The 11,240-nt window shown below is 70.3% G+C and carries 12 protein-coding genes; 7 read left to right on the forward strand and 5 right to left on the reverse strand.

Translation table 11 applies throughout. The annotated features are described in order from the left end of the window. The first annotated feature begins 5 nt into the window (after window positions 1-5). Genes AB0K11_RS26470 through AB0K11_RS26490 form a run of 5 tightly spaced genes read left to right on the forward strand, consistent with a single transcriptional unit; the run spans window position 6 to window position 4,575 of the window. Window positions 6-944, forward strand: a complete 939-nt coding sequence (locus AB0K11_RS26470; protein ID WP_364984361.1) for a TauD/TfdA family dioxygenase — start codon at window positions 6-8, stop codon at window positions 942-944. Between the two features lies 1 nt (window position 945). Beyond that, entirely contained in the window at window positions 946-1,803 is an 858-nt protein-coding gene (locus AB0K11_RS26475; protein ID WP_364984810.1) for an ABC transporter permease, read from the forward strand. A 4-nt stretch (window positions 1,804-1,807) separates the two neighbouring features. Next, window positions 1,808-2,515, forward strand: a complete 708-nt coding sequence (locus tag AB0K11_RS26480; RefSeq protein WP_364984812.1) for an ABC transporter ATP-binding protein — start codon at window positions 1,808-1,810, stop codon at window positions 2,513-2,515. A 28-nt stretch (window positions 2,516-2,543) separates the two neighbouring features. After that, complete coding sequence (locus AB0K11_RS26485) at window positions 2,544-3,605, forward strand: PhnD/SsuA/transferrin family substrate-binding protein (protein ID WP_364984363.1); 1,062 nt, start codon at window positions 2,544-2,546, stop codon at window positions 3,603-3,605. Between the two features lie 52 nt (window positions 3,606-3,657). Further along, on the forward strand, window positions 3,658-4,575 hold the full coding sequence (locus tag AB0K11_RS26490) for a TauD/TfdA family dioxygenase (RefSeq protein WP_364984365.1): 918 nt from the start codon (window positions 3,658-3,660) through the stop codon (window positions 4,573-4,575). Here the strand turns inward: AB0K11_RS26490 and AB0K11_RS26495 are convergent. Both AB0K11_RS26495 and AB0K11_RS26500 read right to left on the reverse strand, forming a co-directional pair. Further along, the gene (locus AB0K11_RS26495) at window positions 4,485-5,318 is read right to left on the reverse strand and encodes an SDR family NAD(P)-dependent oxidoreductase (protein WP_364984367.1); all 834 of its coding nucleotides are present in this window, start codon (window positions 5,316-5,318) and stop codon (window positions 4,485-4,487) included. The two genes, AB0K11_RS26490 and AB0K11_RS26495, sit on opposite strands and share 91 nt — an antisense overlap. Then, window positions 5,315-6,079: an SDR family NAD(P)-dependent oxidoreductase gene (locus AB0K11_RS26500; RefSeq protein ID WP_364984369.1), complete on the reverse strand. Its 765-nt coding sequence runs from the start codon at window positions 6,077-6,079 to the stop codon at window positions 5,315-5,317. Before AB0K11_RS26500 ends, AB0K11_RS26495 begins: the two co-directional genes overlap by 4 nt. A 75-nt stretch (window positions 6,080-6,154) precedes the next feature. On the opposite strand from AB0K11_RS26500, the gene AB0K11_RS26505 reads away from it, so the two are divergent. Further along, window positions 6,155-7,306 (forward strand): thiolase family protein, encoded by a 1,152-nt coding sequence (locus AB0K11_RS26505; protein ID WP_364984371.1) that lies wholly within the window; start codon window positions 6,155-6,157, stop codon window positions 7,304-7,306. A 36-nt stretch (window positions 7,307-7,342) separates the two neighbouring features. Beyond that, window positions 7,343-8,221 (forward strand): methylmalonyl Co-A mutase-associated GTPase MeaB, encoded by an 879-nt coding sequence (meaB, locus tag AB0K11_RS26510; protein ID WP_364984814.1) that lies wholly within the window; start codon window positions 7,343-7,345, stop codon window positions 8,219-8,221. Here meaB and AB0K11_RS26515 read toward each other — a convergent pair. From AB0K11_RS26515 to AB0K11_RS26525, 3 genes are read right to left on the reverse strand one after another with little or no spacing between them, the layout of a single operon-like run. Beyond that, entirely contained in the window at window positions 8,210-8,797 is a 588-nt protein-coding gene (locus tag AB0K11_RS26515) for a helix-turn-helix domain-containing protein (protein ID WP_364984373.1), read from the reverse strand. The genes meaB and AB0K11_RS26515 overlap by 12 nt on opposite strands. Before the next feature lie 32 nt (window positions 8,798-8,829). Continuing rightward, window positions 8,830-10,443, reverse strand: coding sequence for an FAD-dependent oxidoreductase (locus AB0K11_RS26520; protein WP_364984375.1), 1,614 nt, complete (start codon window positions 10,441-10,443; stop codon window positions 8,830-8,832). A gap of 28 nt (window positions 10,444-10,471) precedes the next feature. Beyond that, entirely contained in the window at window positions 10,472-11,182 is a 711-nt protein-coding gene (locus AB0K11_RS26525; protein WP_364984377.1) for a helix-turn-helix domain-containing protein, read from the reverse strand. Between the last annotated feature and the right edge of the window lie 58 nt (window positions 11,183-11,240).

Here is an 11,240-nt window from a genome sequence, read left to right on the forward strand (position 1 = left end):
AGACGATGACCGCTGCCACCAAGACCGCATTGAAGGTGACACCGCTGTCCGGATGGACCGGTGCCTTGATCACGGGTGTCGACCTGTCGGTACCGCTGTCCGACGAGGAGACGGCGGTCATCCGCTCGGCGCTGCACAAGTGGAAGGTGGTGTTCTTCCGCGACCAGACGCTCGACCACGCGGCGCAGATCGCGTTCGGCGCCCGCTTCGGCGACGTGACGCCGGGCCACCCGTACGAAGGCGACTCGGCGCCACCGGAATTCCCGCAGATCCACACGGTCTCACCGGCCGCCTACGACCACCGCTACGGCACCCGGTACCGCAAGAAGCAGAGCCCCAACGGACCGCACTGGCACGCCGACGTCACCCCGCTGATCAACCCCCCGTCGCACTCCATCCTGCGCGCCGAGACGGTCCCGCCGTACGGCGGTGACACCCAGTTCACCAATGTCGCAGCGGTTTACCAGGGGCTGGCGCCTTCGGTGCGGGCGTTCATCGACGGCCTGCGCGCCGAACACCGCTTCGATGCGACCTTTTCGGCCGATCGGAGCAGCGAGAAGATCGGCGACCTGGTGCGTACCAACCCGCTGGCGTCGATCCATCCGGTCGTCCGTGTGCACCCCGAGACCAGAGAGCCTGTGGTGTACGTGAACCCGTCGTTCACCCGGGAGATCGTCGACCTGTCGCCGCGGGAGAGCCGGCATGTGCTGGACCTGCTGTTCGAGCAGATCGGCCGGCCCGAGTACACCGTGCGCTTCAAGTGGGAGCCGGGCAGCGTGGCCTTCTGGGACAACCGCGCCGCACTGCATCTGGCGCCGCGCGATTTCGAGCACGTCGAGGGTGACCGGGTGCTGCATCGCATCACGCTGGTCGGCGACGTGCCCGTCGGGCCCGACGGCGCGCCGTCCGAGTCGATCTCCGGTGAGTTCTTCGGGGCCGCCTGAGATGGCGACGGTGCTGACCCCGCGGGTCTCCGGCGGCGGGGCCGCGGCCCGGCTCGTCGATCCGCGGGCGGCACACGCCGGCAGCCGTCCCAAACGCCGCGTCCCGCGCCAATTGCAGCGCCTGCTCGGGCCGGTGCTCCTCGTCGGTCTGTGGCAGCTGCTCTCCTCGAGCGGGGCCTTCGACTCCCGCACGGTGCCGCCACCGACGCGGGTGGTGCGCGCCGGATACCAGCTCATCCTGGACGGCTCACTGCAGGAGCACCTGTCGACCAGCCTGCTGCGGGTCGGCTACGGGCTGGTGTTCGGCATCGCGCTCGGGCTGGGACTGGCGCTGATCGCCGGCCTGTCGCGGATCGGCGAGAACTTCGTCGACGCGAACATGGAAGTGCTGAACGCCATCCCGAACTTCGCCCTGGTTCCGCTGCTGATCGTCTGGTTCGGCATCAGCGAGGTGCCCAAGATCACGCTCATCACCATCGCGGTGGCGGTCTCCATCTACATCAACACCTTCAGCGCCATCCGCAGCGTCGACGCCGGACTCGTCGAGGCGGCACGGTCGTTCGGCGCCGGCCGCATGGAGCTGATCTATCGTGTCGTCCTGCCCGGATCACTGCCCGGATTCCTGGTGGGCCTGCGCCTCGGCCTCACCGCTTCGTGGCTGGCGCTGATCTTCGCCGAGACCATCAACGCCAAGAAGGGTCTCGGCCGGATGATGACCGACGCGCGGGAGTACTTCCAGGTCGACGTCGTCTTCGTGCTGATCGCCGTGTACGCCGTGCTCGGGCTGTCGTCGATCCTGATCGTGCGCTTCCTCGAAAGCAGGCTGCTCACCTGGAGACGGGCCTATGACGGAGACTGACACGCTGACCGAGACGGTGGTCCTGGTCCGGAATCTGCGGAAACAGTTCGGCGACAGCACCGTTCTCGACGGCCTCGACCTGCAGATCCGCGCCGGTGAGTTCGTCGCACTGCTCGGCCGCAGCGGCTCGGGCAAGAGCACGTTCCTGCGCGCACTGGGCGCGCTCGACGGCGAGGTCGACGGCTTCGTGCGGGTGCCGCAGCGACGGGCCATCGTGTTCCAGGATCCGCGGCTGCTGCCGTGGCAACGGGTGCAGACCAACGTGACCGTCGGCCTGCCGTCGAACGGCGCGGTGCGCCGGCAGGCTCTTGCCGCACTCGCCGAGGTCAACCTGGCCGATAAGGCCAAGGCGTGGCCGCGCACGCTGTCCGGCGGCGAGGCGCAACGCGTCGCGCTGGCCCGCGCTCTGGTGCGCGAACCCGAATTGCTTTTGCTCGACGAGCCGTTCGGCGCTCTCGACGCCCTCACCCGCATCAAGATGCACGGCCTGCTGCAGGACCTGTGCCGCCGCCACACGCCCGCCGTGCTGCTGGTCACCCACGACGTGGACGAGGCCATCCTGCTGGCCGACCGCGTCGTGGTGCTGACCGACGGCACCATCTCGCTTGACACCGAGGTGATCGTGCCCAAACCGCGCAAGCGCGCGTCCGCGGAGTTCGCCGGCCTGCGGACCCGGCTGCTGACCGAGCTCGGCGTCACCGACGACCAATGATCTGCCGCACACAGAATAGGAACAACGCATGCCCAGATCCGGGTGGAAACTCACTGTCGCACTGACGGTCTCACTGCTGGCCGCCGCCTGTGGCCTCTCCGACGACGAAGCGGGCGAAGCGATCGACTCGGTTCGGATCGCCACCAAGGGGGAGGTGCCGGCAGGCACGAAACTCGTCGTCGCCGAGCAGAATGCGACACAGTCGCTGCCGTGGGACCTCGCCGGCGCGGGCAAGGACACGCCCTACTCGGTCGAGTTCGCCGACTTCAGCGGCGGCGCGGCGGTGATCGAGGCGCTGCGATCCGGCGCCGCCGACATCGGCTCCATCGGCGAGGCGCCGGTACCCATCGCCGTCGACAGCGGCGTCACCGACCTGGTGACCGTCGGGCTGCAGGCCAATCCCGGCACCTCGGGCGGCTACTACCTGGTGGCCCGGCCGAACAGCGGCGTCACCACGATCGAGGACCTGCGCGGCAAACGGGTGGCCTACCCGCCGGGTTCGGGCCGTCACATGGTCACCGCCGCCCTGCTCAAGAAACACGGACTGGATCTGCGCACCGATGTGCAGCCAGTCGAACTCGCAGGGGCCGAGGTGGTTCCGACGTTCGCGGCGGGCGCGGTTGAGGCGGCGATCGTGCTGGGGAACCAGTACTACCAACTCGGCGAACCGCCGATCCTCGGCGACGGCAAGGGCATCAACACCGGGATCCAGAGCCTGATCGTACGCAAGGACATCCTCGACGATCCCGCGAAGGTGGCGGCGATCGGCGACTACGTCGGCCGGGCGGTGGCCGCCAACAACTGGAAGGACACCCACGCCGACCAGTGGATCGACGAGTACTACGTCAAGCAGCAGGGCATCACGTTCGACCAGGGCAAGAAGCTCTACGAGGAGGACGGCATCGCGTCCTACTACCCGATCGACCCGGCGTCGACCGCGCTGTTCCAGACGGTCGCCGACGGACTCTTCGACACCGGCACCACCAAGACCCGCGTCGACGTCACGCCCTACGTCGACGGCCGCTACAACGACATCGTCACGGCGCAGAACGAACTCGACGGTGTACAGCCCCGCCCCATCGAACAGTGATCGGTCCCGAGAGTTCGCGCAACAACCAGAATTTCGAGAGAAGGAGTCACGAGTGACACAGGTAGCCCAGGCACTCGACGTGCGGCCGCAGTCCGGCTGGACCGGCGCCGAGATCCACGGCGTCGACCTCACCGCACCGCTGAGCGACGCGCACGTCGCCGACATCCGCGCGGCCCTGCTGAAGTGGAAGGTGGTGTTCTTCCGTGACCAGTTCATCGGACACGACGACCACCTGCGCTTCGCGTCGGCGTTCGGCGATCCCACGCCGGCGCACCCGCTGTTCGATGCGATCCCGGACCCCCAGTACCCCACGATCTATCCGATCTTCCGCGACCGTTTCAAGTCCCGTTACGGCGCCAGCCGCGGCTTCGACCGGGCCAACTGGCACGCCGACGTGACCGCCGCGGTCAACCCGCCTGCGGCGTCGATCCTGCGGGCGGAGGTGATCCCGCCCTACGGCGGTGACACGCAGTGGTCGAACACCGTTGCCGCGTATGAAGGATTGTCCGAGCCGGTGCGGCGGCTCGCCGACGGTCTGCGCGCGGTGCACCGGTTCTCACCGCCCGACGGCACCACCGCGACGGAGGACTACCGGCAACGGGTCAACCGGCGGCCGCTGCTCACCGAGCATCCGGTGGTGCGCGTGCATCCGGAGACGGGGGAGCGCGCGCTGTACGTGAACCCGGGATTCACCAGCCACATCGTCGGGGTGTCGCCGCACGAGAGCCGTCGTCTGCTCGGGCTGTTCTACGACGAGCTGGCGCGTCCGGAGCACACCGTCCGCTTCAAGTGGGAGCCGGGCAGTATCGCGTTCTGGGACAACCGATCGACGGTTCACCTCGCGCCGTCGGACCTCACCACCGACGACGACCGCAGGCTCTACCGCGTCACGCTGGTCGGCGATGTGCCGGTCGGGCCGGACGGCCTGCCGTCGGTCGCGCTGGACGGCGAACCGTTCGACGCGATCTGACGCGTGAGCTCTTCCGAGCGCTGGACCGTGCCGGTGATTCCGTCTGCGGTCTGCCCGGCCAGCAGCACCGCCGCGCGGGCCATCGCCTCGGGCGGCTCGACCATCTCGGGCGGGATCTCCATGCCTGCGCCGCCGGCCTGCCAGCCCTCGGTGAGCACCACGCGCGACGGGCTCAGGCAGTTGACGGCGATGCCGTCGCCCTTCAGGTCGGAGGCCAGCCCGAGGTACAGCCGCTCGACCGCCGCCTTGGACACCCAGTAGGCGTTCGACCCGGCGTCGAGCATCCCGACGCCGGTCGTGGTCACCGCGATCAGCGAACCGCCGCCGCGGGCCCGCACGTGTGGGATGACGGCCTTGGTCACGAGGAACACGCCGGTCAGATTCACGTCGAGGCACAGCTGCCAGCGTTTGAGCGGGGTGGACTCGACCGGTCCCAGCCACAGCACACCCGCGTTGGCGACCAGTACGTCGATTCCACCGAACTCCGAAACGGTAGCCGCCACAGCGGCTTCCACCGATTCCTCGTTGGTGACGTCACACGGGACGGGAAGCGCGCGCCCGCCCGCGGCGGTGATCGCGTCGGCTACGGAACCGATGGTGCCGGGCAGCTTGCCCTGCTCCTCGGAGCGGGCGGCCACCGCGACGGCCGCGCCCTCGGCGGCCAGCGCCTTGGCGACGGTCGCGCCGATGCCGCGGCTGGCGCCCGCGACGAACGCGACCTTGCCCGCCAGCGACGAAGTCACCTGGGCGGGAACCGCAGAGCTCCGTCGAGGCGGATGACCTCGCCGTTGAGGTAGTCGTTCTCGATGATGCTCTGCGCGAGCTGGGCGTACTCGGTGGAGCGGCCCATGCGCTTGGGGAACGGCACCTGCGGCGCCCAGTACTGCTCGAGCTGGTCGGCCGCCTTGCCGTAGGCAGGTGTGTTGATGGTGCCGGGCGCGATGCTGACCACGCGGATGCCCAGCGGCGAGAGGTCGCGGGCGGCGACGAGGGTCATGCCGAGCACTCCGCCCTTGGCTGCGGCGTAGGGCAGCTGGCCGACCTGGCCCTCGTATCCCGCGATCGACGCGGTGTTGATGATGACGCCGCGCGCGCCCTCGTCGAGCGGCTCGCTCGTGGCGATCGCCGCCGCCGACAGCCGCATCACGTTGAACACCGCCGTCAGGTAGAACTCGATGGTCCGCTTGAATCCGTCGAGGTCCAGCGGCGAGCCGTCCTTGCCGATCAGCCGGCCACCGCTGGCGGGGCCGCCGTGGGTGTCGACCGAGATGCGCAGCGGGCCGAGCGACTGCGCCTCGGCGATCGCGGCGTTCACCGACTCCTCGGACGTCGCATCGGTGTGCACGTACCGCACGCCGAGCTCAGATTCCAGCTCGCGTCCCTTGTCGTCGGCGACGTCGGCGACCACGACCTTGGCGCCCGCTCCGTGCAGGCGGCGGACCGTCGCCTCACCGAGCCCGCCGGTACCACCGACGACGATCGCCGCGCTTCCCGCGATCTGCATGCGATTCCCCTTCTTGCAACTGACACTCTCGGACTGTGAGAATAACATTCTCACCCGAGTCAAGAGGAGTCCGCGATGCCCGAGGCCGTGATCGTCAACGCACTGCGCATCCCCATCGGCACCGCGATGAAGGGCACGCTGCGCGACACCGATGCCTACACGATGGCCGACCACGTGGTGTCCGCCGCCGCGGCCGACATCGACCGGACGCGCGTCGACGACGTGATCCTCGGTGAAGGTCTCTACGGCGGCGGCGTCATCGCCCGCCACGCCGCCATCACCGCGGGCCTGGAGTCGGTGCCCGGCCTGTCGAACAATCGGCACTGCGCGGCCGGTCAGGCCGCGGTGCAGAGCGCCGCGGCGAGCATCCGCGCCGGCATGGACGAGCTCATCATCGCCGGCGGGGTGAACTCGGCGTCGACGTCGCCGCGCTTCAAGCGGCGGGTGAGCAGTGCAAAGGACGCGGAACTGGTCGACTGGTTCCCGCCGACGCACCCGAACCGGCCCGACGCGCCGAACATGGACATGTCGATCACCGTCGGCTGGAACGCGGCGGTGCGGGCCGGGGTGAGCCGCGAGGAGATGGACGAGTGGGCCTTCGGTTCGCATCGCAAGGCCATCGCGGCGATCGACGAGGGCCGCTTCAAAGAGGAGATCATCGCGATCGACACGCCGCACGGCGTCTTCGACACCGACGAGCACCCGCGCCGCGACACCAGCCTCGAGAAATTGGCGGGCCTCAAGCCACTCCACCCCGAGATCGACGGATTCTCGATCACCGCGGGCAACGCGTGCGGCGCCAACGACGGCGCGGCCGTGCTCACCATCGCCAGCGACCGGCTCGGCCTGCCCGCGCTGGCGACCGTCCGGTCGTGGGCCTCGGTCGGTGTCGACCCGGCATTCACCGGCCTGGCGCCCGTCGAGGCGATCCCCAAGGCGCTCAAGCGGGCCGGACTCGCCGTGTCCGACGTCGACCTCTTCGAGATCAACGAGGCCTTCGCCGCCATGTGCGTGGCCACCATCAAGCTGCTCGGCATCGATCCCGAGAAGGTCAACGTCAGCGGCAGCGGGTGCTCGCTCGGCCACCCCGTCGCCGCGACCGGGGCGCGGATGCTGGTGACGCTGGTGCACGAACTGCGCCGCCGCGGGGGTGGCGTCGGTGTCGCGGCCATGTGCGCGGGCGGCGGAATGGGCTCGGCGACCGTGATCGAGGTGGCGGCCCCCTAGGCTCCGCTGATGTCGCAAAGCCGGATACACCCCGGAATGGATGTCGACGCGCTCGTCGCCGCGGCCCGCGGCGGATCGGCCCGCGCGGCCGGCCGGCTGCTGAGCCTCGTCGAGAGCTCGCGCCGCGAGGAGGTGCTCGCTGCGGTCGGCGTGCACGACGCGCGCGTCGTCGGGTTCACCGGTCCGCCGGGTGCAGGCAAGTCGACGACGGTCGCCGCGCTGGTCGGGGTCTACCGGAGCCGCGGCCTGCGGGTGGCGGTACTGGCCGTGGACCCGTCGTCGCCGTACAGCGGTGGCGCGCTGCTCGGTGACCGGATCCGGATGGCGGCCCACATCAACGATCCCGACGTGCTGATCCGGTCGGTGGCCACCCGCGGCCACCTGGGCGGACTCGCCGCCGCGGTGCCGGCCGCGATCCGGCTGCTGGCCGCCCTGTCCTACGACCTGATCGTGCTCGAGACGGTCGGCGTCGGCCAGTCCGAGATCGAGATCGCCGCGATCGCCGACCCGACGGTGGTGGTGCTCAACCCGGGCGCCGGTGACGCCGTCCAGGCCGCCAAGGCCGGCCTGCTCGAGGTCGCCGACCTGGTGGTGGTGAACAAGGCCGACCGGGACGGCGCCGACCAGACCGCCCGCGATCTGCGCGGCGAGGTGAGCGTCCCGATCCTCAAACTGGTCGCCGCGCAGGGCGACGGCATCGCCGAACTCGCCGAGGCGATCGACGCCCATCACCGGTCGGACACCGCCGAGCGGCGCGCCGCCCGCGCCCGCACGCAGATCCTGTCGCTGGCGCAGACGCTGCTGCGCACACATCCGGCGCTGAGCGAGCTGGCCGAACGCGTCGCCGCGGGCAGTGTCGACCCGTACACCGCCGCCGAGCGGCTGTTCGCCGCACCGGGGGAGTCAGCCGGGTAGGTCGACGATCCGGCGCATCGTCTGCAGCAGTTCGGCGCGCAGGGTGTCGTCGTCGATGTCCACCACGAGCGGGTGCATCACCGCGACGCTGATCACGCCGGACAGCATCGCCGCATGCAGCCGGGCCCGGCTGCCGGTCTCGTCGCCGAGCATCGCTGTGTAGAGCCGGTCGATGAACCGTTGGAACGGGTGGTGCTCGGCCAGCAGCCGCACGATGACCGGATCGAACTGCAGCACACTGACCGCGGTGCGACGCTCGATCGCGAGGTCGACGACCCGGCGCAGCAGCAGCTCGCGCGCCTGCACGCGATCGGTCTCGGCCTCCGCGGCCTCCAGCACGTCCTCGAGCCCGCCGAGTTCGCGCTCGGTGAGCGCGATGACGATCTCGTCCTTGGTGCGGAACTGGTGGTAGACAGCGGCTTTGGTGACCCCGATGCGGTCGGCGATCATCTGCAGCGACGTCGCGCTCACCCCGCGCTCCGAGATCAACGCCAGCGCGGCGTCCAGCACGCGCAGCTGTGCCGCCGAACGCGGGATCGCGGCGAACCGGCCGTCGGTGGCGGAATCTGCGAGCACCACGCCAGGGTAGCCGGGCGGCTACGGAACGGTCAGTCCAGCGAATCGCCGGTGGCCGCGGTGTGCCCGGCGCGCAGCCCGAAGACCATGGCCGGACCGAGGGTGCCGCCCGCGCCGCCGTAGGCCTTGCCGGTGGCACCCGCCATCGCGTTGCCCGCGGCGAACAAGCCGGCGATCGGCGTGCCGCTGACATGCAGTACCCGGCCGTCGCGATCGGTGCGCGGGCCGCCCTTGGTGCCCATCGCGCCGATCGACACCGGCACCGCGTAGAACGGCGCGGTGTCGATGGGTCCCAGCGTCTGCAGGGCCGGCGAGCCCGCGCCCTGGTCGCCCCAGTAGCCGTCGTAGACACTCGAGCCGCGGCCGAAGTCGGGGTCGACCTCGTCGGCGACGTGCTGGTTCCACGCCTCGAGGGTGCGGGTCAGCCCGTCGGCGGCGATGCCGGTCTTCTCCTGCAGTTCGGCCAGGTCCGCGGACTTGTTGAACCAGTCCGGCGCAGGCCCGTCGGGCTCGACACCGAGGAAGCCGTACTTCTTCAGGTGCAGCGAGTCGAACACGATCCACGCCGGGTCGTTGACGTACCCGCCCTTGGGATCGAGGTACTGGAACGGGCCTGCCATCGAGTTGTACTCGCCCGCCTCGTTGACGAACCGCCGCCCGGCGCGGTTGACGATGATGCTGCGTGGCCGCGTGCGTTCGAGGCGCACACTGCGGCTGCGCGGATGGCCGTCGATGGTGTCGCCGGGGATCTGCACGATCGGTACCCACCACGCCTCGCCCATGTTGGCCAGGTCGGCGCCGTGCGCCATCGCCATCCGCAGGGCGTCGCCGGTGTTGTTGGGCGGTGAGACGGGGCCGCGCATCGGGCCCCGCAGGAAGGCCTCGACCAGCGCGGGATCCCACTCGAACCCACCGCTGGCCAGCACGACGCCGCGGCGGGCCCGGACCCGGATGTCGCTGTCGCCGAGCTCGATGCGCACCCCGGCGATGCGACCCTGTTCGGCGATCAGCTCGACCGCCCGCGCCTGCGTGGTCGGTGCGACGCCGGCGTCGAGCAGCCCCTTGAGCAGTCCGGCGACCAACGCGGTACCCGCCACACACGGTTCGGTCAGGGACTCGTCGGCCGTCGCGTGGATGCGGGCCCGGGTCTCGGCGTCGATGCCCACGTTGCTGAAGTCGGCGGGGAAGGCGGTGATCCGGTCGTGCCAGTCGCCCAGCTTCGCCAGGTCGAACGGCTTGGCGTTCAGCGAGCGGCCGCCCGCCGGCCGCCCGCCGGGCAGTTCGGGTTTGTAGTCGGGGAAGCCCTCCGCGACCACGAATCGAAGGTCGCTGTGCGCCTCGACGAAGTCGAGCATCGCCGGGCCGGTCCGCACGAACGTCTCGACCAGGTCGTCGTCCATGTAGCCCAGCGACTGGGCCCGCAGGTAGCTCAGCGCATCCTCGGCGGTCAACGCGCCGTCGGGCGAACGGTCGTGCGCGGGGATCCACACGATGCCGCCGGACACCGCGGTGGTGCCGCCGACGGTGGCGGCCTTCTCGTACACCTCGACCGCTGCGCCCTCGGCGGCCGCGGCCAGTGCCGCGGTCAGCCCGGCGCCGCCGCTGCCCAGCACCACCACGTCGGTCGCGTGGTTCCACTCGGTCACCGCAGTCGTCTCCTTCCGGGGCGATCCTCTAGGACAGGATCGTGGACAGTTTGGCGGCGGCCTCGATGACCGCCGTCCGGCCTTCCCGCACCACGTCTTCGCGGTGCGAGATGAGGTTGATGCAGGTGGGCGGGGACGGGGGCCGCCGGCGTACCGGCACGGCCAGGCCGAAGGTGTTGGGCTCGACCTCGCCGTGGGTGATCACCCAGCCCTGATCGCGGGTCTGCGGCACCAGGTCCCGCTCGCCCGGTCGCGGCGGCATGCTCGACAGCAGGGCGATGCCCGCGGCGCCCCGGTCGAGCGGATAGCGGCTGCCCTCATGGAAGGACAGCTGGTAGTAGACGTGGGTGGGGGCGATCACCGCGATCGCGACCTGCTGGTCTCCTTCGGCGATGAGCAGCGACACGGTGGCGCCGAGTTCGTCGGCCAGCCCGCGCAGCACCGGCACGCTGAGCTGACGCACGTTGTTGTCGAACGACGCCCCGAGCAGCGCGAGGCCCGACGCCGGCCGGTAGCGCCCGTCCTCGCCCTTGGTGATGTAGCGGAACTGCGCCAGGGTGCCGAGCAGCCGGTAGGCGATCGTGCGGTGCACGCCGACGAAGTCCGCCACCTGTTGCACGGTGAGCCCGGTCGGCGAGGTGGCGACCGCCTGCAGCGCCGAGAGCCCGCGCGCGAGGGTCTGGGACCCGGCGGCGAGCTTGTCCGGCGGATTGGGGCCGTCTCCCTTGACAGACGTCATCGCGAGAGTGATGCTCTTAACATAGTGCACATAACGGTGCGATATTAGCACACATTGT

Source organism: Mycobacterium sp. NPDC050551 (genome assembly GCF_040674075.1).
Lineage (GTDB): Bacteria > Actinomycetota > Actinomycetes > Mycobacteriales > Mycobacteriaceae > Mycobacterium.

What these genes read in the sequence shown, in the direction of transcription:
- AB0K11_RS26470 (WP_364984361.1), top strand. Translation starts at nt 6, where the DNA reads ATGACCGCTGCCACCAAGACCGCATTGAAGGTGACACCGCTGTCCGGA.
- AB0K11_RS26475 (WP_364984810.1), top strand. Translation starts at nt 946, where the DNA reads ATGGCGACGGTGCTGACCCCGCGGGTCTCCGGCGGCGGGGCCGCGGCC.
- AB0K11_RS26485 (WP_364984363.1), top strand. Translation starts at nt 2,544, where the DNA reads ATGCCCAGATCCGGGTGGAAACTCACTGTCGCACTGACGGTCTCACTG.
- AB0K11_RS26500 (WP_364984369.1), bottom strand. Translation starts at nt 6,079, where the DNA reads ATGCAGATCGCGGGAAGCGCGGCGATCGTCGTCGGTGGTACCGGCGGG.
- AB0K11_RS26505 (WP_364984371.1), top strand. Translation starts at nt 6,155, where the DNA reads ATGCCCGAGGCCGTGATCGTCAACGCACTGCGCATCCCCATCGGCACC.
- meaB (WP_364984814.1), top strand. Translation starts at nt 7,343, where the DNA reads ATGGATGTCGACGCGCTCGTCGCCGCGGCCCGCGGCGGATCGGCCCGC.
- AB0K11_RS26525 (WP_364984377.1), bottom strand. Translation starts at nt 11,182, where the DNA reads ATGACGTCTGTCAAGGGAGACGGCCCCAATCCGCCGGACAAGCTCGCC.